General features: G+C 63.1%; 24 protein-coding genes. 10 read left to right on the forward strand and 14 right to left on the reverse strand.

The features are described from left to right. The first annotated feature begins 54 nt into the window (after nucleotides 1–54). The gene (olsB, locus tag NKI47_RS06030; RefSeq protein ID WP_023675251.1) at nucleotides 55–930 is read left to right on the forward strand and encodes a l-ornithine N(alpha)-acyltransferase; all 876 of its coding nucleotides are present in this window, start codon (nucleotides 55–57) and stop codon (nucleotides 928–930) included. A gap of 167 nt (nucleotides 931–1,097) precedes the next feature. On the opposite strand, the gene grpE is transcribed toward olsB, so the two are convergent. After that, entirely contained in the window at nucleotides 1,098–1,733 is a 636-nt protein-coding gene (grpE, locus tag NKI47_RS06035) for a nucleotide exchange factor GrpE (RefSeq protein ID WP_352588352.1), read from the reverse strand. Nucleotides 1,734–1,969: 236 nt separating this feature from the next. Here grpE and NKI47_RS06040 point away from each other — a divergent pair, with 236 nt between their 5' ends. Together NKI47_RS06040 and NKI47_RS06045 are read left to right on the forward strand one after the other, a co-directional pair. Continuing rightward, nucleotides 1,970–2,173 carry a hypothetical protein gene (locus tag NKI47_RS06040; protein ID WP_352588355.1) on the forward strand — a complete coding sequence of 68 codons (204 nt, stop codon included), beginning with the start codon at nucleotides 1,970–1,972 and terminating at the stop codon, nucleotides 2,171–2,173. A gap of 126 nt (nucleotides 2,174–2,299) precedes the next feature. Then, on the forward strand, nucleotides 2,300–3,322 hold the full coding sequence (locus tag NKI47_RS06045; protein ID WP_352588358.1) for a fatty acid desaturase: 1,023 nt from the start codon (nucleotides 2,300–2,302) through the stop codon (nucleotides 3,320–3,322). 148 nt (nucleotides 3,323–3,470) lie between these two features. Here NKI47_RS06045 and NKI47_RS06050 read toward each other — a convergent pair whose 3' ends face one another. The 6 genes from NKI47_RS06050 to cysG all read right to left on the reverse strand — a co-directional run bounded on the left by NKI47_RS06050 (nucleotide 3,471) and on the right by cysG (nucleotide 9,098). Further along, complete coding sequence (locus NKI47_RS06050) at nucleotides 3,471–4,091, reverse strand: DJ-1/PfpI family protein (RefSeq protein WP_352588361.1); 621 nt, start codon at nucleotides 4,089–4,091, stop codon at nucleotides 3,471–3,473. 135 nt (nucleotides 4,092–4,226) lie between these two features. Next, entirely contained in the window at nucleotides 4,227–4,763 is a 537-nt protein-coding gene (locus tag NKI47_RS06055; RefSeq protein ID WP_352568237.1) for a DUF934 domain-containing protein, read from the reverse strand. A 98-nt stretch (nucleotides 4,764–4,861) separates the two neighbouring features. Then, on the reverse strand, nucleotides 4,862–5,626 hold the full coding sequence (locus NKI47_RS06060) for a phosphoadenylyl-sulfate reductase (protein WP_352448339.1): 765 nt from the start codon (nucleotides 5,624–5,626) through the stop codon (nucleotides 4,862–4,864). Beyond that, on the reverse strand, nucleotides 5,601–7,271 hold the full coding sequence (locus tag NKI47_RS06065; protein ID WP_352588365.1) for a nitrite/sulfite reductase: 1,671 nt from the start codon (nucleotides 7,269–7,271) through the stop codon (nucleotides 5,601–5,603). The genes NKI47_RS06060 and NKI47_RS06065 overlap by 26 nt, the downstream gene beginning before the upstream one ends. Before the next feature lie 73 nt (nucleotides 7,272–7,344). After that, nucleotides 7,345–7,650 (reverse strand): DUF2849 domain-containing protein, encoded by a 306-nt coding sequence (locus NKI47_RS06070; RefSeq protein ID WP_352453967.1) that lies wholly within the window; start codon nucleotides 7,648–7,650, stop codon nucleotides 7,345–7,347. Next, a complete protein-coding gene (gene cysG / locus NKI47_RS06075; protein ID WP_352588369.1) occupies nucleotides 7,647–9,098 on the reverse strand; it encodes a siroheme synthase CysG in 1,452 nt (483 codons plus the stop codon). Before cysG ends, NKI47_RS06070 begins: the two co-directional genes overlap by 4 nt. A gap of 439 nt (nucleotides 9,099–9,537) precedes the next feature. On the opposite strand from cysG, the gene NKI47_RS06080 reads away from it, so the two are divergent. After that, the gene (locus NKI47_RS06080) at nucleotides 9,538–9,987 is read left to right on the forward strand and encodes a baeRF12 domain-containing protein (protein ID WP_023675241.1); all 450 of its coding nucleotides are present in this window, start codon (nucleotides 9,538–9,540) and stop codon (nucleotides 9,985–9,987) included. Between the two features lie 91 nt (nucleotides 9,988–10,078). On the opposite strand, the gene NKI47_RS06085 is transcribed toward NKI47_RS06080, so the two are convergent. The 5 genes from NKI47_RS06085 to NKI47_RS06105 form a co-directional block, all read right to left on the reverse strand. After that, nucleotides 10,079–10,831 carry an SDR family NAD(P)-dependent oxidoreductase gene (locus NKI47_RS06085; RefSeq protein ID WP_023675240.1) on the reverse strand — a complete coding sequence of 251 codons (753 nt, stop codon included), beginning with the start codon at nucleotides 10,829–10,831 and terminating at the stop codon, nucleotides 10,079–10,081. A 61-nt stretch (nucleotides 10,832–10,892) separates the two neighbouring features. Next, a complete protein-coding gene (locus tag NKI47_RS06090; RefSeq protein WP_023675239.1) occupies nucleotides 10,893–13,145 on the reverse strand; it encodes a transglycosylase domain-containing protein in 2,253 nt (750 codons plus the stop codon). A 291-nt stretch (nucleotides 13,146–13,436) separates the two neighbouring features. Beyond that, nucleotides 13,437–13,688 carry a hypothetical protein gene (locus NKI47_RS06095; protein WP_352588372.1) on the reverse strand — a complete coding sequence of 84 codons (252 nt, stop codon included), beginning with the start codon at nucleotides 13,686–13,688 and terminating at the stop codon, nucleotides 13,437–13,439. 202 nt (nucleotides 13,689–13,890) lie between these two features. Continuing rightward, nucleotides 13,891–14,511 carry a ribonuclease D gene (locus NKI47_RS06100; RefSeq protein ID WP_023675237.1) on the reverse strand — a complete coding sequence of 207 codons (621 nt, stop codon included), beginning with the start codon at nucleotides 14,509–14,511 and terminating at the stop codon, nucleotides 13,891–13,893. 103 nt (nucleotides 14,512–14,614) lie between these two features. Continuing rightward, nucleotides 14,615–16,000, reverse strand: coding sequence for a M20/M25/M40 family metallo-hydrolase (locus NKI47_RS06105; RefSeq protein WP_352588375.1), 1,386 nt, complete (start codon nucleotides 15,998–16,000; stop codon nucleotides 14,615–14,617). A 449-nt stretch (nucleotides 16,001–16,449) separates the two neighbouring features. On the opposite strand from NKI47_RS06105, the gene polA reads away from it, so the two are divergent. The 3 genes from polA to NKI47_RS06120 all read left to right on the forward strand — a co-directional run bounded on the left by polA (nucleotide 16,450) and on the right by NKI47_RS06120 (nucleotide 20,584). After that, nucleotides 16,450–19,398: a DNA polymerase I gene (polA, locus tag NKI47_RS06110; RefSeq protein WP_352588498.1), complete on the forward strand. Its 2,949-nt coding sequence runs from the start codon at nucleotides 16,450–16,452 to the stop codon at nucleotides 19,396–19,398. Between the two features lie 360 nt (nucleotides 19,399–19,758). Next, nucleotides 19,759–20,037 carry a type II toxin-antitoxin system RelE/ParE family toxin gene (locus NKI47_RS06115; RefSeq protein ID WP_352577441.1) on the forward strand — a complete coding sequence of 93 codons (279 nt, stop codon included), beginning with the start codon at nucleotides 19,759–19,761 and terminating at the stop codon, nucleotides 20,035–20,037. 94 nt (nucleotides 20,038–20,131) lie between these two features. Then, a complete protein-coding gene (locus NKI47_RS06120) occupies nucleotides 20,132–20,584 on the forward strand; it encodes a hypothetical protein (RefSeq protein ID WP_352568251.1) in 453 nt (150 codons plus the stop codon). Between the two features lie 141 nt (nucleotides 20,585–20,725). Here NKI47_RS06120 and NKI47_RS06125 read toward each other — a convergent pair whose 3' ends face one another. After that, on the reverse strand, nucleotides 20,726–21,130 hold the full coding sequence (locus NKI47_RS06125) for a Fur family transcriptional regulator (protein ID WP_023675234.1): 405 nt from the start codon (nucleotides 21,128–21,130) through the stop codon (nucleotides 20,726–20,728). A gap of 211 nt (nucleotides 21,131–21,341) precedes the next feature. On the opposite strand from NKI47_RS06125, the gene NKI47_RS06130 reads away from it, so the two are divergent. The 3 genes from NKI47_RS06130 to NKI47_RS06140 all read left to right on the forward strand — a co-directional run bounded on the left by NKI47_RS06130 (nucleotide 21,342) and on the right by NKI47_RS06140 (nucleotide 24,727). Continuing rightward, nucleotides 21,342–23,543: a caspase family protein gene (locus tag NKI47_RS06130; protein WP_352588379.1), complete on the forward strand. Its 2,202-nt coding sequence runs from the start codon at nucleotides 21,342–21,344 to the stop codon at nucleotides 23,541–23,543. 102 nt (nucleotides 23,544–23,645) lie between these two features. After that, entirely contained in the window at nucleotides 23,646–24,026 is a 381-nt protein-coding gene (locus NKI47_RS06135) for a hypothetical protein (RefSeq protein WP_031211345.1), read from the forward strand. Then, nucleotides 24,023–24,727 carry a DUF4760 domain-containing protein gene (locus NKI47_RS06140; protein ID WP_352588382.1) on the forward strand — a complete coding sequence of 235 codons (705 nt, stop codon included), beginning with the start codon at nucleotides 24,023–24,025 and terminating at the stop codon, nucleotides 24,725–24,727. Before NKI47_RS06135 ends, NKI47_RS06140 begins: the two co-directional genes overlap by 4 nt. An 84-nt stretch (nucleotides 24,728–24,811) precedes the next feature. On the opposite strand, the gene NKI47_RS06145 is transcribed toward NKI47_RS06140, so the two are convergent. Continuing rightward, the gene (locus NKI47_RS06145; RefSeq protein ID WP_352588385.1) at nucleotides 24,812–25,894 is read right to left on the reverse strand and encodes a trypsin-like serine peptidase; all 1,083 of its coding nucleotides are present in this window, start codon (nucleotides 25,892–25,894) and stop codon (nucleotides 24,812–24,814) included. Nucleotides 25,895–26,144: the final 250 nt, after the last annotated feature.

A 26,144-nucleotide genomic window follows, 5' to 3' on the forward strand; every position in this document is an offset into this window, starting at 1 on the left:
GTATCCCCGTGCCAAGAGGGATGGCTCGAAGGAGAATCACTCGTGCATACAGTCATGCCGGAATGTGATGCTCGGCCGAACGCCAGCGGGCCTTTGCTCGTCGGCCGGAACGCCGATGCCGTCATAAAAGGCGCATCGCTCGGCCGCATCGGCAATCTCGAAGTGCGGCTCGCCCGCAACGAGGCCGAGATCGCTGCCGCGCAGGAAGTGCGCTACCGGGTGTTCTACGACGAGCTTGGTGCCAGGAAGGACCTGTTCCAGATGCAGGACCGCCGCGATGCCGATCGCTTCGATCCCCTCTGCGATCATCTGCTGGTCTTCGATACTTCGCTTTCCGGCCCCGAGCATCGCCGCATCGTCGGCACCTACCGCCTGCTGCGGCAGGAGATTGCCGCGGCCGCCGGCGGCTTCTATTCCGAAGGTGAATTCGAGCTGACCAAGCTGATCGCGCGGCATCCCGGCCAGCGCTTCCTCGAGCTCGGCCGCTCCTGCGTTCTGCCGGAATACCGCTCGAAGCGCACCATCGAGGCGCTGTGGCAAGGCATCTGGGCCTACATCAACCATTACGGCATCGGCGTGATGACCGGCTGCGCGTCGTTCCACGGCACCGTGCCGGCGGCACATGCGGAGGCGCTGACCTATCTTGCCCACCACTGCCGGACGAATTCATCCTGGGACGTGCGCGCCGTCGCCGGGCGCTATTGTTCCATGGATCTGATGCCGATCGAGGCCGTCAATACCAAGGCGGCGATCGCCGCGATGCCGCCGCTGGTCAAGGGCTATCTGCGCGTCGGCGCGCGCATTGGCGACGGTTGCGTCATCGACCGTGAATTCTCGACGGTCGACGTGTTCGTGGTGATGCCGGTCAAGGAGATCGGCGCCCGCTACGTCAATTATTATGGCGGAGAAGCGCAGCGGTTTGCGGCCTGAGTAGTGAATAGTGAGTGAATAGTGAGTGAATAGTGAATAGTGAATAGAACCTAGCACTGACTGCTGGAGCAGCAATTGGCTACTCACTACTCACTACTCACTACTCACTACTCACCATTCACTACTCACCATTCACTACTAACCATTCACTATTGACCATTCACCATTCACGCATCTTTCTCAGCCTGCTCGTTGACCGGCCCCGGCTCCACCGGCGCTTCGCTTGCGACATGCTTGGGGCCGCCCTTGGCGACGCCGACCATGGCCGGCCGCAGAACACGCTCGCCGATCGAATAGCCGGGCTGCACGACCTGCACGACCGTGTTGGCCGGTACGTCGGGATTGGGCACCTCGAACATCGCCTGGTGGAAATTCGGATCGAATTTCTCGCCCTCGGGCTCGAGCTTCTTCACGCCGTGGCGTTCCAGCGCCGACAGCATGGCGCGCTCGGTGATCTCGACGCCGTCGATCAGCGCCTTGAAGCCGGCATCGCCCGAAGCCTTGGCCTCCTCCGGGATGGCATCCAGCGCACGGCGCAGATTGTCTGACACCGAAAGCATGTCGCGGGCAAAATTGGCAACCGCATAGGCGCGCGCATCGTGGACGTCGCGGGCGGTGCGGCGACGCAAGTTCTCCATGTCGGCCGCGACGCGCAGCGCGCGATCCTTCAGCTCTTCGTTTTCCTTCAGAAGCCGCACAAGCGCTTCATAGTCGCCGTCGACGCCACCTTCCCTTGGCTCCGCGCCAGCCTCGGTCTTCTCGGCTTCATCGGGCGCGCGTTCGTCTTTTGCCTGGTCGCTCATCGCCGTTTCCCGTCATTTTCGAATGGTGTGGATTTGCGCCCGATATCGAGGTTTAGCGGCCAAAAATCAAGGGGCAAGCGCTACTGCAGCCGCTGTCGCGGCTTGATGGCGGACGGCGCAGACCTTTCGATTTTAATTCAAACTTTACCGTACCCGACGGCTTTGCTTGCCAGCATACTACAATGCGGGAACCATTCCTCCCCTGGAAGAGTTTCGAAGCCGACACAGGATTTTGGATGATGCCCCGCAGGAATGGCGAAAAACGCGACGGGCTCGCCGGCGATATCCGGCGCCAGCTCGGCACCGAGGCGACCAAGCGCTTTCTGCGCACCTTGCCGGCCTTCCGCACGGAGTCCGATATTCCCGACCGTCTGAAGGAATTGCTCGACCGCCTGGACGGCGTCGAAGCCAAGGTGGTCGCAGGCGGGCGCCGTCGGTAGACACCATCGCAAGCAACGCGACCTGCGATTGCGGCCGCAATTCCTCGCCATCGCGCGACATTTACCCGCAGTAACTTTGCGTGATCTCCGCCTTGCGGCAGCGCGCCGCTCCGCCTATGTTTCATGATGAACATGATTTCCCCCGAAGCTGTGGCAAACAGCAAGCGCGCCTGGTTGAAAATCCTGTCGCGCTATAAAAAGCCCGACAGGCGTCGCAGCGCCGTCGAACTCGCCATCACCCTCATTCCTTTCGCCACGCTGTGGGCATTGTCCTCGGCCGCTTATGCCTATGGCCATTGGTGGGGTCTGGTCCTCATCCTTCCGGCCGCCGGCTTTCTGGTGCGGATCTTCATGATCCAGCACGATTGCGGCCACGGCTCCTTTTTTGCCAATCGCTATGCCGACGACTGGATCGGCCGCGTCCTTGGCGTGCTGACGCTGACGCCCTACGATTGCTGGCGCCGCGCCCACGCAACCCATCACGCCAGCGCCGGCAATCTCGACGAGCGCGGCACCGGCGACATCAAGACACTGACCGTCGCCGAATACCGGCAACTGTCGTGGCGGGGCCGGCTCGCCTATCGCCTCTATCGCCATCCGCTGGTGATGTTCGGCCTTGGCCCGATCTGGATTTTCATTTTCGAGCAGAGACTGCCCTTGGGCATGATGCGGGGCGGCCTCACCCCCTGGGTGTCGTCGATGTCCACCAACCTAGCCATCACGGTCATAGCCGCTCTGCTCATCTGGTTCGTTGGCCCCGGCGCGTTTCTGGTCGTGCATTTGCCGATCGTCATCCTCGCCGGATCGGCCGGCATCTGGCTGTTCTATGTCCAGCATCAGTTCGAAGAGACGGAGTGGACAAAGGACTCCGAGTGGGAATTCCAGCACGCTGCCCTGCACGGTTCGTCCTATTACGACCTGCCGCCGGTGCTGAACTGGATCACCGGCAATATCGGCGTCCACCACGTGCACCACCTCTCGGCCAAGGTGCCATGCTACCGGCTTCCGGAAGTGCTGAGGGACTATCCGGAGCTGCGTGAGATCGGCCGCGTCACACTCCTCGACAGCTTGCGCTGCGTCAAGCTGGCGCTGTGGGACGAGAGCCGCAGCAAGCTGGTATCGTTCCGCGAAGCGCGGATGGCCGTGTAGACGCACCGCCGCACCTAAAGCGCGTCGCGCTCGACCGGCCTCATGCGACGCGCTTTAGGTTCTTGTTTATGCATGCCGTTATCGCAAAACCGCTGAACACTTTTGCGCGACATGCGTTAGGGGTGCGGCGGGGCTCCACATTCCGAGCTTAAGCTGCCTGGCGCTGGTCGCGCATCAGGATCTCGCCCTGGCGGATCTCGGTGCCCAGCACTTTCAGGCATTCGCGCATGAACGCGGCAAGGCCCGGCCAGCCCTTGGCCGACACCAGATTGCCGTCGACATGGGCGCCGGTCGGTGCAACATCGATATAGATGCCGCCGGCCAGCGTGACTTCCGGCTCGCAATATTGCAGCGCCGCGACTTCGCGGCCGCGCACCACGCCGTCGACCGCGATCAGGATCTGCACGCCGTGGCAGATGGTGAAGATCGGTTTTCCCGTCTCATGGAAATGCCGCACCAGCGCCTGCACGCGCTTGTCGATGCGGATATATTCCGGGACGCGCCCGCCCGCCGCGTAGACGGCATCGTAGTCGGCCGGATTGACCTCGGAAAACGTCTTGTTGAGGATGTAGTCGTGGCCGAGCTTTTCCGTATAGGTCTGGTGGCCCTCGAAGTCGTGCAGCGAGGTCTTCAGGATATCGCCGGCCTTCTTGTCGGGGCAAACGACATGGACGGTGTGGCCCACCGCATGCATGGCCTGTTCAAAGACGAAAATCTCGTACTCCTCGCTGAACTCGCCAACGAGCATCAATATCTTCTTGCCAGCCATACCCGGTTCCTCCCTTGTGGCCACATTTATTCGGATCGCGAAATAATGGGCCTATCCTAAGGCGGAGAGGCGCAAAATAAAAGGCTGAATCGGGAATGTGGTCCGACCAGAAGGCTTCTGGCCCTCTGGAGCGGATCAGCCGGCGCGCACCCGCCGCCAGGAATATTTCGGGCCTTTGGCCTCCGGCTTCACCGCCGGCTGATAGAACAGCGGCAGTCCGCCTGTGCGGCCTTGCTCGAGCCGCTTCAGCAGCACTGGGTGCGATATCTCGAATTCATCGAAGCCGACCCGCAGCATATGCGGCAGCTGATCGATCAGCACCTGCCCGGTGGCGCGCATAGCGCCTGCAAAATGATAACGGCTGCGCAGCAATTCGCCCTTGGAGAACGAGCGGCCGTCATTGAACGCCGGAAACGCCAGCGCCACCAGCGACAGCTGATCGAGCAGGCCTGCGATCTTCTCGAGCTGATCGCCGGGCTGCAGCAGCACACCGATGCGCTCCTTCGCCGACCGCCGCACCTCCGGATCGAGGCCGAGAAACGCCTGCAACGGCAGGATGAAACGGCCATTGCCGACCAGCGCCTCGGCACTTTCGGCATGAACCCACTCGTCCTCGCGGAACCCATCCGGTGTCCACAGCCGCATGGCGTTTTCGGCTATCAAGTCGCTCATCAAGAAAATTTCCAAGTCCACAAGGTTCTAAAGTGCAAAACACCTCAGGGTGTGTTGAGATTCAGATCAGGCCGGCATCACTTGAATATCAACATACCCTAAAGCGAGGCGTCGGTCAGCGACCTTTCCAGCCCCGACAAATGGATGCCGCATTCGGTCTTGGCGTGCCCGGCCCAGCGGCCGCTGCGCGCGTCGTCGCCCGGCTGCACCGGCTGCGTGCATGGGAAACAGCCGATCGACAGATAGCCATAGGCGACCAGCGGGTTTTCACGCAGCGCATGCGCGCGCATGTAGCCGGCCTGGTCCGATGTCGTCCAGTGCGCCAGCGGATTGATGCGGATGCGCGAGCCGACCGCCTCGAACACCGGCAGCGCTGCCCGGGTCGCTGCCTGGAAGCGCTTGCGGCCGGTGAACCAGGCGCGGAACGGCTCGACGCCGCGCGCCAGCGGCTCGACCTTGCGGACGTCGCAGCAGGCGTCGGTGTCGGTCTCGTTCAGATTGCCGGTCGGGTCGATCCTTGCCAGCGCCGCATCGTCGGGCCTGATCACCCGGATATCGCTCAGCCCGAAATCGGCGGCCAGCGCGTCACGATAGCCGAGCGTCTCCTCGAAATGCTTGCCGGTGTCGAGAAAGATCACCGGCAGCGTGCGGTCGATCTCGGCGATCATGTGCAGCAGCACCGCCGAATCCGCGCCGAAGGACGAGACGGCGGCGATTTCGCCGTGAAAGAACTCCCGGGTCGACCGCTCGATGATCTCCAGCGGCTTCAGATGGCCGTAGAGCGCGTCGAGACCCGCCGCTTGGGCGGCGATGCCGGCCTCGACGTCGACGATCCGGTCAAGCGGCCTTGGCTTCGCCAGCATAGAGCGCCTCCTTGAACGGCGCGGGACCGACACGGCGGTAGGCGTCGATGAATCTTTCGTTTCTGTCCAGCCGAAGCCCGAGATAGGTTTCGACGATCTGCTCGATGGCGTCGGTGATCTCTTCTGAACTGAAGCCGCGGCCGATGATCTCGCCGACCGAGGTGTTCTCGTCGGCCGAGCCGCCGAGCGTCACCTGGTAGAGTTCGGCGCCTTTCTTCTCGACCCCGAGGATGCCGATATGGCCGACATGGTGATGGCCGCAGGCATTGATGCAGCCGGAAATCTTCAGCTTCAATTCGCCGATCTCGCGCTGGCGCTCCAGCGAGGCGAAGCGCCGCGAGATTTCCTGCGCCACGGGAATCGAGCGCGCGGTTGCCAGCGCGCAATAATCGAGGCCGGGGCAGGAGATGATGTCGCTGACCAGGTTGGAATTGGCCGTCGCCAGCCCGATATCGACAAGCGCGTCATAGACCGCCTTGAGGTCGGCCCGCGCGACATGCGGCAGGATCAGGTTCTGCTCGTGACTGACGCGCAGCTCGTCGAAGGAATATTTTTCGGCAATGTCGGCGACCGCTTCCATCTGGCTGTCGGAGGCATCGCCCGGCGTCTCGCCGATGCCCTTGAGCGAGATGGTCACCGCCGCGTAGTCGGGATGGCGATGGGTGACCACATTCTGGTCCAGCCATTCGGAAAAGCTCTTGGAGTCGAGGCGGGCAAGCTTGACCGCCTCGTCGCCTTCCGGCCGGTCGACAAGCGCCGGCGGCGCGAAATAGGCATCGATGGCGCGGATGTCTTCTTCCGGCAGCCTCAGCTCGGCGTCCTTCAACTCCTGCCATTCGGCCTCGACCTGGCGGGTGATCTCCTCGACGCCGGTCTCATGGACCAGGATCTTGATGCGCGCCTTGAACTTGTTGTCGCGCCGGCCATAGAGGTTGTAAACGCGCAGGATCGCCGTGCAGTAGGACAACAGATCCGCTTCGGGCAGGAAGTCGCGGATCTTCTTGGCGACCATCGGCGTGCGGCCCTGACCGCCGCCGACATAGACGGCGAAACCAAGCTCGCCGGCGGCGTTCTTCTTCAGGTGCAGGCCGATGTCGTGCGTCTGGATGGCGGCGCGGTCGCGCTCGGCGCCGGTCACCGCGATCTTGAATTTTCGCGGCAGGAACGAGAACTCCGGATGCACCGAGGACCATTGCCGCAGGATTTCGGCATAGGGGCGCGGATCGGCAACCTCGTCAGCGGCGGCGCCGGCGAAGTGGTCGGCGGTGACGTTGCGGATGCAATTGCCGCTGGTCTGGATAGCGTGCATCTCGACGCTTGCCAGATCCGCCAGGATCGCCGGGATGTCCGACAGCGCCGGCCAGTTGAACTGGATGTTCTGGCGCGTCGTGAAATGCCCATAACCTTTGTCGTATTTGCGGGCGATGTGGCCGAGCATGCGCAGCTGCTTGCTGTTCAGCGTGCCGTAGGGCACCGCGATGCGCAGCATGTAGGCATGCAGTTGCAGATAGACGCCGTTCATCAGCCGCAGCGGCCGGAACTGGTCCTCGGTGATCTCGCCGGCAAGGCGCCGCGCGACCTGGTCGCTGAACTCGGCGACGCGGGCCTTGACGAAATCGTGGTCGAACTCATCGTAACGGTACATATTCAGATCTTTCCGGGCGCGTCCGCCCGTTATTTTCTTCGTTCGAGCATGATCGGGATCATGCTTGGGTCATCTATGCCGCGCGTGCGGCTTGCGGACGGGCCTGCTTGCCCAGGTCGTTGCGGGTGGTCGGGCCGGCGGCACGGATCTTTTCACGCAGCCGGACCGCTTCGACCGTGCCGTTGGCCACGGTCACGTCTATCAGGTTGACGTCGACCACTTCGTTGTTGGCGGAGGCCTTGGCGCCGATCGCCTCCAGCCGGTCCTCGGCCGCCTTGTCATGGGCGATGTCGGCATGGTCGATGGTCTCGGCCCAGCCGCCATTGGCGTACCAGACGGCTATGCCGTCGGCGAGGCGGTTCGCGGTCAGGACTTTCATTGGTTCACTCCTTGCGCGGCAGCACGGGCCACGCTTTCCTGCCTGTGTGCCGCCAGCGGCTCGGACCGTTCGAAATTGGCGCCGGCGACGGCGTCGCCGATGATTGTCATCACCGGGCCGCTGAGGTCGGCGCGCGCCTCCAGCGACGGCAGGTCGGCGAGCGTGCCGTGGAAACGGCGGCGGTTGGCAAGGCTGGCATTCTCGACCACGGCGACGGCCGTATCCGGCGACAGGCCGGCTTCGATCAGCCGGCCGGCGACCTCGGCGGCGACCGAGCGGCCCATATAGACGGCGACCGTCGCGCCGGAAATGGCGAGCTTTGCCCAGTCTGGCAGCGAATTTCCCTTGAGGTCGTGGCCGGTGGTGAACACCATCGACGACGACACGCCGCGCAGCGTCAGCGGCAGTTCGAAATCGGCGGCGGCGGCGAAGGCCGCGGTGACGCCCGGAACCACTTCGTAGGCGACGCCGGCATCGCGAAGTGCCGCCATCTCCTCGCCGGCCCGGCCGAACACCAGCGGGTCGCCGGACTTCAGCCGCACGACACGCTTGCCGGCGTGGCCAAGCTCGACCAGCAGCGCATTGATCTCGGCCTGGCTCTTGGAATGGCAGCCCTTGCGCTTGCCGACCGGCAGGCGCTCGGCATCGCGACGGCCCATGGCGACGATCGCCTCCGGCACCAGCGCGTCATGGACGATCACGTCGGCTTCCATCAGCAGGCGATGGGCGCGCAGCGTCAAAAGGTCCTCGGCGCCTGGACCGGCGCCTACAAGCGCGATATGGCCCGATGCCGGTTCTGTCGAAAGCAGCAGGCCGACGGCCGCATCATGCGCCTGCGAAAGCTCGCCGGCCTCGACAGCGCGGGCCGGCGCGCCGCCAAAGAAATCGCTCCAGAAGCGGCGGCGGGCATTGCCCTTCGGCAGCAGTCTTTCGGCGGTGTCGCGAAACGATGCGGCGAGCGCCGCGAGCGGACCGAGCGAGGGCGCCAGCATGCGGTCGATGCGGCTGCGCAGCATCTGCGCCAGCACCGGGCCGGCACCTTCCGTGCCGATGGCAATGGCGACCGGCGCGCGGTTGACCAGTGCCGGCGTGAAGAAATCGCATAGCTCCGGCCGGTCGACGGCATTGACCGGAATGCCCAGCCGGCGCGCATCCCCGGCAACGCGGCGATCGAGCGCCTCGTCGCCGCTGGCGGCAAACACCATCACCGCACCATTGAGATGTGCTGCATCATAGGCGTCGGCGATGTGGGCGGCCCCCGTCTCGGCGATAAAGGCCAGCAGCTCCGGGCTTGTTTCATCGCTGACGATGCGCAGCACAGCGCTCGACTGCGCGAGCAGCCGCGCCTTGGCCAGCGCCTCCTCGCCGCCGCCGACGATGGCTACGGCTTCGCCCTCGACCCGCATGAAGACGGGAAAGGCATTGAGCTTGGGCGTGGCTTGCGGCATGACGAGCGGAATCCTGGAACCGTTTGTCAGTTCTACGCGGGGGCGCGAAAAACCAGAAGGCACCCACTCGCGCATCGCTTCGTAGCAGGCAATCTCTTTTCTGCAAGCATGAAGGCCAAGAGAAAAATATTCCACATTCAAATGCGGAGCAGATTGAAGCTGCTGTTGCAGCCCTTGATCCGCTGCCTTTTTAGCGGCCGGAGGAGCTAACCACAAAACAGATTTTTCTAAATTCTATCAATTTAGTAGATTAAGCCGCCGGATGCTGACCGAGCGATCGACGGCAGCCCCGCACTCTCGCCGGCCCTTGTCGGAATACCGGGTCCGAGTACCGGAACATTCCCGCCTCGGCACGCGTTTGCACTAGGGCCCAAGCCCGGTCATGCCCCTACGGCAAAGGCTTGGCGATGGGCTTGAAAAATCAAAAAAGGAGCGCCCCATGAGCAACGTCAGACTGAAACGCGGACTGTGGATCGTGGTGGCAGATGGCGAAAAGGCGCTGTTTCTCGAGAACCGTGGAGACGTCCAATATCCCGACCTTCAGGTCGTGCACGAGATGGAGCAGGAAAATCCGGCAACCCGAGAACAGGGCACCGACCGCCCCGGCCGCTACAGCGACGGCCCTTCCGTCCACCGCAGTGCGGTCGAGGACACCGACTGGCACCGTCTCGGCAAGGAGCGTTTTGCCGAAGAGATTGCCGACAGGCTCTACAAGCTCGCGCATCGCGGCAGCTTCAAGGAGATCGTGCTGATCGCGCCGCCGCCGGTGCTGGGCGACATGCGCAGGAAACTGCACAAGGAGGTCACCGACAAGATAACGGCCGAAATTCCAAAGACGCTGACCAACCACAGCATACCCGATATCGAGAACCTGCTGCAGGCGACCTGATCGGGCATCGGCGGCGTCAACCGCCGCCAGACTTGAACACGCCGCCCGCGATGCTGACAAATCCTGCCGGCTCGCTCGCCTGGAAAGCCTTCTACACGTGCTGGCCGCCATTGATGTGTATTTCCGAGCCGGTCACGTAGGACGCCTGCTGCGAGCACAGGAAGAAGATGATGTCGGCGACTTCCGCCGTGGTGCCCAGCCTTCTCAGCGGAATGGTCTCGACGATTTTTTCGGTGCCCGGCGACAGGATCGCGGTGTCGATCTCGCCCGGCGCAATCGCATTGACGCGAATGCCGTGGGGGCCGAAATCATGCGCCATCTCGCGGGTCAGCGAGCCGAGTGCCGCCTTCGACGTCGCATAGGCGGTACCGGCGAAAGGATGCACGCGGGTGCCGGCGATCGAGGTGACGTTGACGATCGAGCCCTTGGCCGACGCCAGCTCCTTGAACAGGCCCCGCGCCAGCATGATCGGGGCGAAGAAATTGACCTGGAAGACGTCGCGCCAGACATGCATCGGCGTGTCGATCGAGTTCATGCGGCTGTTGCCGTCCTTGAGCTTGGGCGAGATGCCGGCATTGTTGACCAGCGCATGCAGCTGGCCGCCATGCGCCTCGAGCCGGTGGCGGATTTCCGAGATGGCGATGCCGACATCCTCCTGGTCGGCGAGATCGACCTTGATGTGGTCTTCCGGTCCGGCCGGCCACGGGCAGTCCTCGGCAAAGGCCTGGCGCGAGCAAGTGATGACGCGCCAGCCTTCGCGTGAAAAGCGCTTGACCGTAGCGTGGCCGATGCCACGGCTGGCGCCGGTCAGCACAATGGTCTTTCTGGTGTCGGTCTCTGCCATTCGCGGTCTCCAAACGGGAGATGTAGCGGAACGCGGCAGCGGTGGCGAGGGGGCCTGTTGTTCAGCCGCCTGTCAGGATGTCCAGGATCGACGTCTGCCGCTTCTTGACCGGGCCGCCGACATTGCCGGGCGGCACCGGGTGCTTGATCGATCCGGTGGTGCCGTCGACGCCCGGCATGGCCAGGCCGCCGGCATCGACCGTCTCGGCAGGACGCACGGGACGCGAAGCCGACTGGGTAGCTGCCGCAGGCGGCGCCGATTGGCCAACGGAAGCGACCGGCGCCGGCGGCGCCGTGTCGGACGGTATGTCGTCCGGGACGATGGTGTCGGGCGGCGTCGACTTCCAGGTTCCGGGCAGCGGCCGCACCGGCACGCCCTCATGCGCGGCGACCATGAACTCGTGCCAGGCCTGCGCCGGCAGTGCGCCGCCGGTGACCTTCTTCATCGCGCTGCCGTCATCGTTGCCGAACCAGACGCCGGTGGTCAGATTGGCGGTATAGCCGATGAACCAGGCGTCGCGCGAGTTCTGGCTGGTGCCGGTCTTGCCGGCCGCCGGCCAGGCGAACGCCGCCTTCCTGGCCGTGCCGATCTCGACCGTGCCGGTCATCATCGAGTTCATCATACCGACGACATCGGGCTTGACGACGCGCGGCGCACCGCCGCCATTATTTTCGTAGAGCACCTTGCCGTCGCTCGTCGTGACCCGGCGGATGAAATGAATGTCGGGCTTATAACCGCCATTGGCGAAGGGAACATAGGCCGAGGTCAGTTCCAGCGGCGTCACTTCCGAGGTGCCCAGCGCGATCGAGGTGTTGGCCGTCAGCTCGGACTGAATGCCCATGCGGTGCGCCGCCTCGACCACCGCGTTCGGCCCGACTTCCATGGTCAGCTGCGCGGCAACCGAGTTCAGCGATTTTGCCAGCGCCGTCGCCAGCGTCACCTTGCCGAAATATTTGCCGCCGTAATTGTCGGGCGTCCAGTTGCCGATCTTGATTGGCGCGTCGTTGCGCACGCTGTCGGGCGTGCGGCCGGATTCCAGCGCCGCCATATAGACGAACGGCTTGAACGCCGAGCCCGGCTGCCGGCGCGCTTCCGAGGCGCGGTCGAACTGGCTGGTCGAATAGTCGTAACCGCCGACCATCGCGCGCACCGCGCCGGAATTGTCGATCGACACCAGCGCGCCCTGACTGACATTGAGTTTTTTGCCGCTCTGGTCGATCAGCCGGCGGATCGATTGCTCGGCGAGCTTCTGCAGCGTCAGATCGACGGTCGTGTCGACGACGATATCGCGGCGCACGTCGCCGATCAGGTCGGGCAGTTCTTCCATGATCGTATCGGCGACGTAGTTTTCCGAGCCGGTCCAGTAGGACGGCGCGCGTGTCGCCGGCGCGCTCATCGCCGTTGTCTGCTCCTTGGCGCTGATCTTGCCCTCGTCGCGCATCGCGGCGAGCACCAGCTGCGAGCGCTGCTCGGCCGCCTTCGGGTCGCGCGCCGGCGACAGCCGCGACGGCGCCTTGAGCAGGCCGGCGAGGAGTGCGGCCTCCGACAGCGTGACGTCGCGCGCGCTCTTGCCGAAATAGCGGCGCGAGGCCGCTTCGACACCATAGGCGCCAGAGCCGAAATAAACCCGGTTGAGGTACATTTCGAGGATCTGGTCCTTCGTATGCTTGTGCTCCAGCCACAGCGCCAGCAGCACTTCCTGCACCTTGCGTTCCAGCGTGCGGTCCGGCGTCAGGAACAGGTTCTTGGCCAGCTGCTGGGTCAGCGTCGAGCCGCCCTGCGAAAAATGCCCGCCGAGCACATTAGTCACCATGGCCCGGGAAAGGCCGATCGGATCGATGCCGAAATGCGAATAGAAACGGCGGTCTTCGATGGCGATGACGGCCTCGGGAATATAGGGCGACATTTCGTGCAGGCCGACGGCCTCGCCGCCGCTCATGCCGCGATTGCCAAGCAGCTGGCCGTCGACCGAGACGATCTTGATGTTGGGGGCGCGGTCGGGAATGGCCCAGGTGGTGGCCGCCGGCATTTTCGCGCCGTAATAGACGACGATGCCGGCAGTGGCGATGCCGCCCCAGATGGCCAGCACGAAGCACCAGTAGAACAGCCGGGCAAGCACGCCGAACACGCCGCGCCGGCTTTTGCCGCGCCCGCCGCGCGGCGGCTTGGCCTTGGAAGATTTGCGCTTTGCAGCGGCTTTTCGGTTGCTCGGCACGACGCGGTCCTCCTCGCTTACCGAAAAACCGGCCGAGGATCTCGCCCCCGGCGATGCCTCGAAGCTGGGCTCGATGCGGCTGTCTTTCCGGTTCGCCATGCGCTGTGCTGTCTTCCCCATGCCTATGGCGTTGGGGTTGAAGACTAGATGCGGCGGTTTAAAGGCGGGTTAAGTCGGGAAAAATCGAAGCAAACTGTATGCAGTCGCTTGCCGAATGGCTGCGGCCCGCGACAGCGCCAAAGCCGGAAATGAAAAACCCGCCTCGGCGGGCGGGTCGTTGGAGCCAATGAGCACCATAGCGAAATTAGTAGCATAGCTGCCGGCACAAAGCAAGAACAAAATATGCTTTGCCTCAGAATAATCACTTCAGTTCGGCGGTTGCGACAACCCTCAGTCGTCGGCATCCGCATCGTCGGAGGCCGGGCGCCAGCTGATCGGCTGGATCTTCCTTTGCGTATGGCCGTCGGTATAGGCCCACCAGCCGGCGTCGCTTTCGTCCCAGTCGCCGCCGGCCGCCTTCAGCCGGTCGAGCGAACGGTATTGCGCGATGCTCTCGTTCATCACGCCGTCGCTGTCCTGCCAGTAGACGGTGACCTTGGAGCCGTCCCTCGGTGCCGTTTCGATTGATTTTCGGGCAGCCATTTTCATTTCTCCCGGTGAAGCGAACGGAACGCAGGGACAAGCGTCCGGTTCCTGGCCGATGGCCTTTAGGAGAATTCGCTCCGGCGAGACATATGGCGTGGTTTTCGAGAACCGGAGCGCAGCGGACATTTGGGTCCGTGAGCACCGGAAGCGGAGAAAACTGCGCCAGATGGCCGCCGGAGTAGAATTATCATGAAGGCCATTAGCTGTGGGCGAAGATATCCTCCTCATCCCAGCCCATCAGGTCGAGTTTCGCACGCGTCGGCAGGAAGCGGAAGCAGGCATCGGCCTCCCTGGTCCGGTTGTCGCGCGCCAGACGCGCGCTCAGTACGTCGCGCAGCCGGTGCAAATAGAGCACGTCGGAGGCGGCATATTCGAGTTGCTCGGGCGACAGCGTCTCGGCGGCCCAGTCCGATGATTGCTGCGCCTTCGACAGGCCGACGCCGAGGAGCTCGAAGCAGATGTCCTTCAGCCCGTGCCGGTCGGTGTAGGTGCGCGTCAGCCGCGACGCGATCTTGGTGCAGAACACCGGCTCCGGCATGACGCCGAAAGCGTTGTAGAGCACGGCGAGATCGAAGCGGCCGTAATGGAACAGCTTGGTGATGCTGCGGTTCTTCAGCAGGCTGACGAGGTTCGGCGCCTTCTTCTGGCCGGGCGCGATCTGGATGACGTCGGCCGAGCCATCGCCCGGCGAGATCTGCACGACGCAGAGCCGGTCGCGATGCGGGTTCAGCCCCAGCGTCTCGGTGTCGATGGCGACCGCCCCGACATCGTAATGCAGCAGGCCGGGCAGATCGTTTTTGTGGAAACGTATGTCGCTCATCGTCTTCTCCGGTCGCGGCCCCGTGCAGCGATGCGCGACGGACCGTGCCCGTCCTTGCCGCGATCCGGCGAAAAATCAACAAAAACTTGAGTCTGGCGCAATTTCAGCGTGTCAGCGCCTCTAGAATGCGCGCCCAGGAGCGCTGGCCCTTGTGGAAGGAACTCATCTCGTACTTCTCGTTCGGCGAGTGGATGCGGTCGTCGTCGAGACCGAAACCGACCAGCAGCGATTCCATGCCGAGATAGGTCTGGAAATCGCCGACCACCGGGATCGAGCCGCCGCTGCCGGTCACCACCGCCGGCTTCGGCCATTCGTCGGACAGCGCCTGCTTGGCCTTGGCGAGGAAGGGCGAGTCGTAGGAAAGCTGGATCGCCGGCGAGCCGCCATGCGGATGAAATTCGACCGAGCAGTCGGCCGGAACGCGCTCCCTGGCGAATGCCTGGAAGGCGGCGCGGATTTTTGCCGGATCCTGTTTGTGGACCAGGCGGAAGGAGACTTTTGCCGAGGCTTGCGCGGCGATCACCGTCTTGAAGCCCTTGCCGGTATAGCCGCCGATAATGCCGTTGAACTCGGCCGTCGGTCGCGCCCAGGTCAGCTCGAGCACCGAGCGGCCCTTTTCGCCGGACGGAATCGACAGGCCAATCGGGCCGAGGAAGGTATCGGCCGTCTCGCCGAGCGACAGCCACGACTGCAATATCTGCGACGGCGTTTCCTCGACGCCGTCATAAAAACCTGGAATGGTGACGTGACCATCCGCATCGTGGATGTCGGCCAGGATCTTTGCCAGGATGCGGATCGGATTGGCGGCCGCACCGCCATAGAGCCCGGAATGCAGGTCGCGGTCTGCGGCAGTCACCGTGATCTCCTCGCCGACCAACCCGCGCAGCGAGACGCAGATCGACGGCGTATCGCGGTCCCACATGCCGGTGTCGCAGACCAGCGCGAAATCGGCCCTGAGCTCATCCGCGTTCGCCTCGAGAAACGGTTTCAGCGACGGCGATCCGGACTCCTCCTCGCCCTCGAACAGGATTGTGATTCGGCACGGCAATCCGCCATGCACCTGCTTCCAGGCGCGGCAGGCCTCGACGAAGGTCATCAGCTGGCCCTTGTCGTCGGCCGCGCCGCGTCCGGTGATCACCTTGTGGCCGGGCTCGATCTCCCTGACCGCCGGCGCGAACGGGTCGCTTTCCCACAGCTCGATCGGATCGACCGGCTGGACGTCGTAATGGCCGTAAAACAGCAGATGCGGCGCGCCCGCCGGCCCATCGTGATGCGCGACCACCATCGGATGCCCCGGCGTGTCGCGCACGCTGGCGTCGAAGCCGATCAGCTTGAGCTCGGCGACCAGCCATTCGGCGGCCTTGCGGCAGTCGGCGGCATAGTCCGGATCGGTGGAGATCGACTTGATGCCGAGCAGGCCGAACAGGCGTTCCAGGCTCTGGTCGAAGTTCTTGTCTAGGCGGTCGAGAACAGGGGAAACTGCGGACATCTGGCGGGGCCTTTCGATTCTGGCGGCGAATCTAGAGCCCATACGGCGAAACGGAAAGCCCGCGACCGTTAGGCCACAAGGCAGGATCTTATCGAAAGGCAAAAAAATGCCGCCGTGGTGGAGGGGGAACCACGGCGGCCTTACTCGAAACGATGCGGCAGCCCGGAGAGGGGGGATAGGCTGCCGCAAGTGTCCGGGATAGGCGGGGGACGGGCCTTGCTCCGGACTTCGGCGAAAACTGCCGATGGCGTTTATCTGTGTCTGCGAACGTGGCGATTCAAGGGCACAAAAATTACACTTTTGTAACATAGGCGTGAGCGAACAAAGCTCCGGCCACGCCGGCAGGGCCGGCCAAGCTCGCACGCCATTTGTCAGGGTGTTGCCGGAACCCTTGGCGGAAGCCGCCTTTGGCATGGACCGCGGCGCTGCGCCGCGCTATCCCTCGTGCCATGAAAAAAGGCGATCATCTCTTCCTTGTCGACGGCTCCGGTTACATCTTCCGTGCCTATCACGCGCTCCCGCCGCTGTCCCGCAAGTCCGACGGGCTGCCGACCAGTGCCGTGCTCGGCTTCTGCAACATGGTCTGGAAGCTGACGCAGGACGCCCGCAACACCGATGTCGGCATCGTGCCGACGCATTTCGCCGTGATTTTCGACTATTCGTCGAAGACCTTCCGCAACGACCTCTACCCCGAATACAAGGCCAACCGCTCGGCGCCGCCGGAAGATTTGATCCCGCAATTCGGCCTGATCCGCCAGGCGACCAGGGCCTTCAACCTGCCATGCCTTGAGACGGAAGGCTACGAGGCCGACGATTTGATCGCCACCTATTGCCGGCTTGCCTGCGAAGCCAGCGCCGACACCACCATCATCTCTTCCGACAAGGACTTGATGCAACTGGTCGGCCCAACGGTTGCCATGTACGACCCGATGAAGGACCGCCAGATCGGCGTTCCCGAGGTGATCGAGAAATGGGGCGTGCCGCCACAGAAAATGATCGACCTGCAGGCGCTGACCGGCGATTCGGTCGACAATGTGCCGGGCGTGCCCGGCATCGGGCCGAAGACGGCGGCGCAATTGCTCGAACAGTTCGGCGACCTCGACACGCTGCTCGCCCGCGCCGGCGAGATCAAGCAGGACAAGCGGCGCGAATCGATCATCGCCAATGCCGACAAGGCGCGCATCTCGCGTGACCTGGTGACGCTGAAGAACGACGTGCCGGTGACCGAAGGGCTCGACGAGTTCGTGTTGCACGCGCCGGACGGCCCAAGGCTGATCGGCTTTCTCAAGACCATGGAATTCTCGACGCTGACCCGCCGCGTGGCCGAAGCGACCGGAACCGACGCGGGCGACGTTCCAGCCACCCCCGTCACCATAGAGCGTGCCGATACCGCGCATGGCCCCGATATGGGTTTTGGCGCGCCCGCGGCCGCCGAGAGCGCACCGCCGTCGGACAAAGCGGCACTCGAAGCCCCGGCCGCAGCCAAGCAAGGCGACACCCCATCCCTGCTTTCGGCGCTTCGCCTGGAGGCTGCCACCGCCCGCAAGATCGACACCAGCGCCTACGCCTGCATCCGCGACGCCGCGACGCTGAAGGTCTGGATCGCCGAGGCGATGGAGAGAGGCATCGTCGCCTTCGACGTTAAGACCTCCTCGCCCGATCCGATGCGGGCCGAACTGATCGGCCTTGCCATGGCCGTCGCGCCCGGCCACGCCGCCTACGTGCCGCTTGCCCACAAAAACGGCAATGGCGACCTGCTCGGCGGCGGCGCGGTCGAAAACCAGATCCCGATCCGCGACGCGCTGGCGTTGCTCAAGCCGCTGCTCGAGGACAAATCCGTCCTCAAGATCGTGCACGACATGAAATACCGCCTTGTCGTCATGAGCCGTCACGGCATCGAGATCGGCCCCTATGACGACACCATGCTGATCTCCTACGTGCTTGAGGCCGGCACTCATGGTGGCCATGGCCTGGAGGCGCTGGCCGATAAATGGCTCGGCCACGCGACCATTCCGCTGAAGGAACTGGCCGGTTCGGGAAGAAGCTTCGTCGGCCTCGATCAGGCCGACCTCGGCAAGGCGACGGCTTACGGGGCCGAGCACGCCGACGTCGCGCTCAGGCTCTGGCAGGTGCTGAAGCCACGGCTTGCCGCCAAGGGCCTGGTCTCGGTCTATGAACGGCTGGAACGGCCGCTGGTGCCGGTCCTGGCACGGATGGAGCAGCGCGGCATCTCCGTCGACCGGCAGATCCTGTCGCGGCTCTCCGGCGAACTGGCACAGGGTGCCGCACGGCTCGAGGACGAGATCTACCAGCTGGTCGGCGAACGCATCAACATCGGCTCGCCAAAACAGCTCGGCGACATCCTGTTCGGCAGGATGGGTCTGCCCGGCGGTTCAAAAACCAAGACCGGCCAGTGGTCGACCTCGGCGCAGCTTCTCGAAGACCTCGCCGCCGAAGGCCACGAATTGCCGCGTAAGATCGTCGACTGGCGCCAGCTGACCAAGCTGAAATCGACCTATACCGATGCGCTGCCCGGCTTCATCCATCCCGACACCAAGCGCGTCCACACCTCCTACGCGCTTGCCGCGACGACGACCGGACGGCTGTCGTCCTCGGATCCCAATCTGCAGAACATTCCGGTACGCACCGTCGAGGGGCGAAAGATCAGGACGGCCTTCATTGCCGACAAGGGCAACAAGCTGGTTTCCGCCGACTACAGCCAGATCGAATTGCGCGTGCTGGCCCACGTCGCCGAAATCCCGCAGCTCAAGCAGGCCTTCGCCGACGGCGCCGACATCCACGCCATCACCGCGTCCGAAATGTTCAACGTGCCGGTCGAGGGCATGCCTTCGGAAGTGCGCCGCCGTGCCAAGGCGATCAATTTCGGCATCATCTACGGCATTTCGGCCTTTGGCCTCGCCAACCAGCTGTCGATCGCGCGCGAGGAAGCCGGCGACTACATCAAGAAATATTTCGAGCGCTTCCCCGGCATCCGCGACTATATCGATGCGACCAAGGCCTATGCCCGCGAGCACGGCTTCGTCGAGACCATTTTCGGCCGCCGCATCCACTATCCGGAAATCAGATCGTCAAATCCTTCGGTCCGTGCCTTCAACGAGCGCGCCTCGATCAACGCCCGCCTGCAGGGCACCGCGGCCGACATCATCCGCCGCGCCATGATCCGTATGGACGATGCCCTGGAAAAAGCCAGGCTTTCCGCCCGCATGCTGCTGCAGGTGCATGACGAGCTGGTCTTCGAGACCATCGAAGCCGAGGTCGAGGCGACGATCCCGGTCGTGTGCCACGTCATGGAGAACGCGGCCATGCCGGCGGTGTCGATGTCGGTGCCGCTGCACGTCGACGCCCGCGCCGCCAACAACTGGGAAGAGGCGCATTAGGGCGGGGACGGATATCGACTTCCTGTTGAGGAGCCCCAATATTCTGATGTGGCCTACCTTCATCAGCCTACGCGCCCGTTGAGCCATCTTTTCTCAAGGTTCACGAAAAGCAGCGGTGTGGTATACTGCCCCCATGATCACGAAGACACTCGAGAACCTGGTAAAGCACGCGGAAGCTTGGCCTCGCGAAGACCAGGAGGAGCTTGCCGACTATGCCCGCGTCATCGAGGCGCGCCGAACCGGAGTGTATGCCACGTCGGAATCAGAGCGCAGCGCCATCACAACGGGACTCGCAGAAGCCGACCACGGCACTTTCGTAGATGAGGATACGGTTCGCGCGGCAGACACCCGCCGCAGACTATGAAGGTCCGATTTACGCGGCAGGCCTTTGCCGAACGCGAGGCGATTTTCAACTACCTCGACGAGCGGGCGCCCCAGGGCGCCCTTTCAGTTGTTTCTCGGATCCAAGCTGGGATTTCGCGACTTGCCGAATTTCCAGAAAGTGGCCACGCGACCGATATTCCTGGCGTTCGCGTTCTCTTCATAGGTCGCTACCCCTACAAGGTTTTCTATCGTGCCCGTTCCGATGCAATCGAAATCCTGCACATCCGGCATACCTCAAAGAAGCCGGTTGGCTAGGCCGTAAACTAGGTGGAAAGCGGACTTGGGATTTGTGGAAAGCACTCATGGCGTATGTCATGCTAGAACCGCAGTCATCAAGAATGGTTCATGCATGAATTGGGAACAGATAGCATCGGATTTCGCTTGGGACGGCTCATGGCGAGACATCTACGTTCTGAACACGTCTGAGGCAGATTGGCAGGGCGTCTGGAACATCCTCCTGGAATGGACCCCGCCTGCTAGTTTCAGTGTCTCCGGCAAGATCGAGTCGATGCCATTGGGCGTCGAAGCGGCCCTGGAAAGCGAAACAGGCAGCTTACTGTCTTTTTACGTCGGGCCAATTCAGCTTGCATGTCACTTCTTCACCGTTATCGAAATTGAGTTCGACTTCGATCCAAGGCAAGTCAGCGGAAAAACCGAGGTTGAGCACCTTGACCGCTTTATGCGATTGCTCGGTGACGCTACTGGGAAGCAGATAATTCTGACGCAGGAAAATGATCAACAGGCTATCATCGCACGCTACTCTCCCGATCTTGAGAGGGTAGTTTGGACTGCACTTTCATAGCCGAATGTCTGCAACGGGTCGTTTGTTGACTGGCGGCTTCCGCCTCATGGAGGCTATCGCCAAACCATAGGAACCATCGTGAGCCCACCAGCGAGGCGTGAATACTGCCCCGCCGCCTTCGAAGTGTTGCCTTCGGGCTTGCTAAGCCGCTTCAGCCAAACACTTCGCACATGTCCCACGAAACTCGATCACCGCCTTCTTGGCGGCGAAGCCGGTCGAACGCACCCATTCGTCGAGCCGGTGTCCGACATCGTGGTCGGAGAACTCGGTCACCTGGCCGCAGGTGTCGCAGATGGCAAACGCCGTCATCGAATGGCTGTGGTCGTGCGGCTCGGCACAGGCGACGAAGGAATTGAGGCTTTCGAGCCTGTGCACGAAGCCGGATTTCACCAGCGTGTCGAGCGCCCGGTAGACCTGCAGCGGCGCGCGAAAACCGCGCTCGCGCAGTTGGTCGAGCAACGTATAGGCGCTGAGCGGGCCGCTGGCGGCCTCGAGCTTCTCGAGAACGCAAAGCTGGTTCTTCGTCAGTACATCCCTTGCCGCCATGATCCTGTTCCAAGCCGCTCCGTGCCGATCGCTGCCATTTCGCAAGCAGTCGGACCTCTTCCACTGAGATAGCGACGAACTGCCATTTTTGCTACTGTTTCTATTCGCAGCCGGTGGTCGGCTGGCCGGCGGCGCCATATTCAAAATACTGACAAAATCCTCGGCCAGGCTGGCCGTGCTTGGAAATTCGATCGGGCTTGGGGAAGCAATCATGATCAAAGTGACGCGGCGGACGCTGCTTGCCGGCACGTCCGCGCTGGCCGCTGCCGGCCTGGTGCCGTTTCGGGCATTCGCAGCGGCGCGCACCTACCATGCGCTGCTTGTTGCCTGCACCGATTACCCGAACCTGCCGAAGAAAAACTGGCTGATCGGACCGAAAAACGATGCCGGCCTGGTGCGCGATTACCTCCTGGGGAACACGCCCGCGCCGGTAAAATTCCTGGCCGAAAACGTCACGCTGCTCGCCAAGGATGTCGAAGGCGCCAACGGACCGCCGACACATGCGGCGATCAAGGCGGCGTTGGCCGATCTTGCCGCCAAGGTCCAGCGCGACGATTTCGTCTACCTGCATTTGTCCGGTCACGGCGCGCAGCAGCCGGCAGCGAACAAGGGCGACGAGACGGACGGCCTCGACGAGATTTTCTTGCCGTCCGACATCGACAAATGGGTCAACCGCGAAAAGGGCGTGCCCAATGCGCTGGTCGACAACGAGATCGGCACCGCGCTCGACGCTATCCGCGACAAGGGCGCCTTTATCTGGGCCGTGTTCGACTGCTGCCATTCCGGCACGGCGACGCGCGCCGCCGAGGTCGACGACGAGCTGGAACGCAAGGTCGAGTTCGCCGATCTGGTCGGCGGCGACGACGCTGCCAGGGCGGCTGCGGTGAGAGCCTATGACGAGATTGCGTCGGCCGCGCCGCGCGGCTTTGACGAGGACGGGCAGCGCAAGCCGGCCTTCAAGCTGACGCCGACCGGCGCCGAGGCTACCACCAAGGGCAAATTGGTCGCCTTCTACGCGGCGCAGACGGTGGAGACGACGCCCGAGATGCCGCTGCCCAAGGGCACGGCCGATGCACCGCGTTTCGGGCTGTTCACCTTCACCATCCTGTCGAAACTGGCCGAGAGCCCCAACATCACCTATCGCCAGCTCGGCCAGGCCGTGCTGCAGCAATATTCGGCGGACGGCCGCACCCGGCCAACGCCGCTGTTCGAGGGAGAACTCGACGCACGCGTCTTCGGCACCGACAAGACCGAGGCGGTCATGCAATGGCCAATCGTCATCGAGAACGACAAAGCCACGATCGGCGCCGGGTTGCTGCATCGCCTCACCCCCGGCAGCAGCCTCGCAATATTGCCGTCGGCGCTGTCGCCGCTGTCCGAGGCGCTTGGCTATCTCCAGGTGCAGTCGGCGAAAAACCTGGAAAGCCGGGTCAAGCCGGTCGAGTTCGGCGGCAAGCCGGCACTCAAGCTGGCCGACATCCCCGCCAATGCCTATGCGCGGCTGGCCGAGCTCGCCGTCGACTACAAGCTCGTGGTCGCGCGGCCGGCAGCGGCCAAAGGCCTCGAGAAAGAGGCCGCGCTGGCGAACTCGGTTCTCGACGATCTGGCGGCCAGGGAGAGCTCAGGGTTCCACATCGCGCTGGTCGAGCCGGGCAAGAGCGCAGATCTGCGTCTCGCAGTGCTGCGCGAGAACGCCATTGCCGGCGCCGCAGAAGATGCCACCGACACGCCGGCGCTGTGGTTCCTGCCGGCTTCGGGCGACATGACGCTCAAGGATGGCAGCAAGCCGCCGCTGATCGTCATTCATCCGGACGGCCGCGAAAAGTTGATCGAGGCGGCCGCAGGGAATCTGACGAAAATCTTCCGCGCCGTCGGACTGTCGAGGCTGGCCGCCGCTTCCGACTATCGGCCGGAAGAGGTCAGCGTCGAGTTCCGGATCAAGCGTTTTGACAGCGACACGCTGCAGCCGATCGAACCGTCGACGGTGCCGCGTGTTTCGCCCGACGATCAGGTCCACGTGCTGGCCAGGAACGGTTCGACCAACCTGGTCGACATCAACGTGCTCTATGTCGGCTCCGACTATTCCATCCAGCATTTTCTTGCCGAGCGCCTGACCGAAGGCGCCGTGCTCGAGGAAGGCCTGTTCAAATTCACCGACACCAGCTTCGGCATGGAGCGGATGATCGCCGTCTTGACCGAAGCACCGCCGCAGAGCGAGAAGCAGGATCTGAGTTTCCTGGCGCAAGAGGGGGTTGTCTCGGTAACGCGCGGACTGGGACAGCCAAGCTTCGCCGACATGCTGGCCGATATCGGCATGGCGCCGGCGACGCGGTCGGCCATGCGGCTGACCGACGACAAGGGGTCGAAGGGCGCCGTGATGATCTTCCCGATGGAGACGGTGCCGCGCGCCTGAGGCGGGGTCAGGTGCCCGGCCGGGCCTCTTGCCTAATCGGCTGATAATGAACATTCTTCGACCGCCGCTGTCGGCGGCCGAACGGAACGGATGAGGGCGTTCGTGAACAGGATCGTATTTTCGTGGCGCGCAACAACCGCCGGCCTTGTCGCCGGGCTGTTGCTGGCCGCCAATGCTTCGGCGGACGAGGCTTGCGGCCTCTGCGCCAAGGAGGTCGTCATCAATTCCGAACTGGCGAGTTGCTTTCTCGACCAGTACGACCAGATCGCCAAAACCGGCAACGCCGCCGTTGTCGTCGATCTCAGCAGTTGCACCTCACGCGGCGTGGTCGAACCATTGCCGTCGCCGGGCAAGGCGCAGGTGGCGCCTGACGTGCAGTTCATCGTTTCGCGGGCGCAGCTGGATTGCCTGAAGAAGAAGCTGGAGGCGCCGGGCATCGTGCTCGACCCGTCCGCCACCATAGAACTGGACAGCTGCGGATGACGAAAGCGGGGGGCAACGCAACGCAGCAGGCAGTGACAGCGCCGGTACCGCAAAAGAAGCCGGTGTCGCTGCCGGAAACCGTCGAAGGCCTGCCGTGGGTGAGCAATCACGAGGTCAAGAAGGAGGCGAACCCATTCACCGATCGCGACTGGCGCATGCTCGTCTATGCCTGGTCCGGATTGCTGGTGCGCCTGGCGATCATCTTCACCTTGATCTTTTCGGTCTACCAGTTCCTGGCGAACCAGGAGCAGAAGCGCGTCGAGCAAACGATGTCGCTGGTCGAGCTCTGGGAAAGCAAGGATTACCAGCAGGCGCAACGGGCCCTCAAGCAACGCCTGGCGGCGCTCAACGCCAAATACGGCAATCTGCTCAGTGCCAATCCGACGCCGACCGAGGAACAGGTGTTCAGACAGCGCATCGGCATCGAAGCGATGAGCGCAACCGGCGGCGACATGCCGCTGGCCGAGTTCAGCGACAATTTCGACCGCATCGTCTATTTCCTCAACCGCCTTTCCTTCTGCGTCGAAGGCAGGCTGTGCTCGCGTCAGGTCGCCGACTCCTATTTCCGCGACTATGCCGCTTCCTTCTGGAGCTATTTTGCCGGCTATATCGACAAGGAGCGCAAGGCCGGTTCACCGACTTTCGCGCAGCCGATCGAGAACTATGTCCGCCAGGCGCCACCCTCGGCCCAGTCCAGATAATTCCCGAAAATGCGAAAGCCGGCGACGGAAATGCTCCGCCGCCGGCCGGTTTTCCGCGACGATCGCGGCGGAAACTCTGCAGGCCTATTTGTACAGGCTGTTGATCCACTGGACGTTGATGGCGTTCAGACGCACGGCTGTGTTGGCATCCGGGCTCTCGGCCACGTTCACGCCGGTGATGACGCGCTGCTTGGAGCCATTGTCGTAGGCATAGACCGAGCTGCCGCTCGATCCTGGATAGGTGTCGCAGTCGTACTGGAAATACTCGGTGGCGATGTGTTCGGCGAGCACTTCGCAGGTCGCCTTCCACATCGTGCCCATCGGCTTGTCGCCGGGATAGCCGACGATGTTGGCGGTGAAATCGCCGAGATCCACATAATTGGCATAGCCCAGCCAGCCGAGGTTGGTGCCGACATCCTGCTTCAAGGTGACGATGCCGAGATCCCATGGCACGACCGAGCCGTAAAAGCCCTGGTAATTGTCGATGAAGCCCTGGACGATATAGGCGCTTTCATAGGTGAAGGCGCCGAACGGTGCGTCGTCGGCGGTCTTGCCATTGAGAGCCGGGACGAACAGGATATCGTCCAGCCAGGCCTTGTCTTCGTGGCTGTAGAGGCAGTGCGCCGCGGTGAGCACCGTGCGCGGGCCGATCAGCGTCGCCGAGCAGCTGCCATAGCTGCCGCTCTTCGATTTGCCTTCGAGATAGCCGATCGCCGTGAACGGGTAGGTTTTGGTGTTCTTGATCTGCTCGCGGTCGTCCGTCCCGAACACCTGGCGGCCGGCCTCTTCGCCTCCGCTCAGCCCGGAATTCTCGGACTTCTGTCCCTCGGCGGGCGCGTTCATTTCCTTGATGACAAGGTCCTTCAGCGTCTCGTTCGGATCGATCTTGATGTCCTTGCCATCGGCGGAGCGGCCGACGATGCCATAGGATTTGACGGCCGTTGCTCCGTCGGTGAGCGGCGCGGCGCGGTTGGCCTCGTCCTCGGTCAGTTTCGGCGGGGCGATCGGTTTCGCCCGGCCAGGCTTGTAATCGCCCGATGTCACATCCCGCATGCTTTCGCCGTTGCCGGCATTGGCGGAACCTGGCTCGGCAGCCAAGGCAGGAACCGCCCACATTGCGGTGGAAAGCAACGCGGACGCAATAATGCACTGTGTCAGTTTTGTCATGGTGAGACTCTCCCAAAAGTCAGCAAGGACTGGATCAAGATACAGAAATATTGTCGAGATCGTGGTGGCGCAGAAAAATGAAATTAGTTACCGGTGTCTTTACCGGGCCATTATTCAGTGCAGCCAGTTTAGGTCCCCGCCAAAAAAGCCTGCAACGGTATACTGCCTAAAATAATCCAACATTGGCAACGACAAATTGCTTCCACATAGCCCGTGGAGGGCTATAGGATTTTGGGCGGGTTTGGCTCGA

Source organism: Mesorhizobium sp. M0633, from assembly GCF_040320645.1.
In the GTDB taxonomy this organism is placed as follows: domain Bacteria; phylum Pseudomonadota; class Alphaproteobacteria; order Rhizobiales; family Rhizobiaceae; genus Mesorhizobium.

Coding starts and splice junctions, on each gene's coding strand:
- olsB (WP_023675251.1), top strand. CDS start 55: ATGCCGGAATGTGATGCTCGGCCGAACGCCAGCGGGCCTTTGCTCGTC.
- NKI47_RS06145 (WP_352588385.1), bottom strand. CDS start 25,894: ATGACAAAACTGACACAGTGCATTATTGCGTCCGCGTTGCTTTCCACC.
- NKI47_RS06045 (WP_352588358.1), top strand. CDS start 2,300: ATGAACATGATTTCCCCCGAAGCTGTGGCAAACAGCAAGCGCGCCTGG.
- NKI47_RS06095 (WP_352588372.1), bottom strand. CDS start 13,688: ATGGCTGCCCGAAAATCAATCGAAACGGCACCGAGGGACGGCTCCAAG.
- NKI47_RS06070 (WP_352453967.1), bottom strand. CDS start 7,650: ATGAAAGTCCTGACCGCGAACCGCCTCGCCGACGGCATAGCCGTCTGG.
- polA (WP_352588498.1), top strand. CDS start 16,450: ATGAAAAAAGGCGATCATCTCTTCCTTGTCGACGGCTCCGGTTACATC.
- NKI47_RS06085 (WP_023675240.1), bottom strand. CDS start 10,831: ATGGCAGAGACCGACACCAGAAAGACCATTGTGCTGACCGGCGCCAGC.
- NKI47_RS06040 (WP_352588355.1), top strand. CDS start 1,970: ATGATGCCCCGCAGGAATGGCGAAAAACGCGACGGGCTCGCCGGCGAT.
- NKI47_RS06130 (WP_352588379.1), top strand. CDS start 21,342: ATGATCAAAGTGACGCGGCGGACGCTGCTTGCCGGCACGTCCGCGCTG.
- NKI47_RS06090 (WP_023675239.1), bottom strand. CDS start 13,145: ATGGCGAACCGGAAAGACAGCCGCATCGAGCCCAGCTTCGAGGCATCG.
- NKI47_RS06050 (WP_352588361.1), bottom strand. CDS start 4,091: ATGGCTGGCAAGAAGATATTGATGCTCGTTGGCGAGTTCAGCGAGGAG.
- NKI47_RS06100 (WP_023675237.1), bottom strand. CDS start 14,511: ATGAGCGACATACGTTTCCACAAAAACGATCTGCCCGGCCTGCTGCAT.
- NKI47_RS06080 (WP_023675241.1), top strand. CDS start 9,538: ATGAGCAACGTCAGACTGAAACGCGGACTGTGGATCGTGGTGGCAGAT.
- NKI47_RS06120 (WP_352568251.1), top strand. CDS start 20,132: ATGAATTGGGAACAGATAGCATCGGATTTCGCTTGGGACGGCTCATGG.
- NKI47_RS06065 (WP_352588365.1), bottom strand. CDS start 7,271: ATGTACCGTTACGATGAGTTCGACCACGATTTCGTCAAGGCCCGCGTC.
- NKI47_RS06055 (WP_352568237.1), bottom strand. CDS start 4,763: ATGAGCGACTTGATAGCCGAAAACGCCATGCGGCTGTGGACACCGGAT.
- NKI47_RS06115 (WP_352577441.1), top strand. CDS start 19,759: ATGAAGGTCCGATTTACGCGGCAGGCCTTTGCCGAACGCGAGGCGATT.
- NKI47_RS06105 (WP_352588375.1), bottom strand. CDS start 16,000: ATGTCCGCAGTTTCCCCTGTTCTCGACCGCCTAGACAAGAACTTCGAC.
- grpE (WP_352588352.1), bottom strand. CDS start 1,733: ATGAGCGACCAGGCAAAAGACGAACGCGCGCCCGATGAAGCCGAGAAG.
- NKI47_RS06125 (WP_023675234.1), bottom strand. CDS start 21,130: ATGGCGGCAAGGGATGTACTGACGAAGAACCAGCTTTGCGTTCTCGAG.
- cysG (WP_352588369.1), bottom strand. CDS start 9,098: ATGCCGCAAGCCACGCCCAAGCTCAATGCCTTTCCCGTCTTCATGCGG.
- NKI47_RS06060 (WP_352448339.1), bottom strand. CDS start 5,626: ATGCTGGCGAAGCCAAGGCCGCTTGACCGGATCGTCGACGTCGAGGCC.
- NKI47_RS06140 (WP_352588382.1), top strand. CDS start 24,023: ATGACGAAAGCGGGGGGCAACGCAACGCAGCAGGCAGTGACAGCGCCG.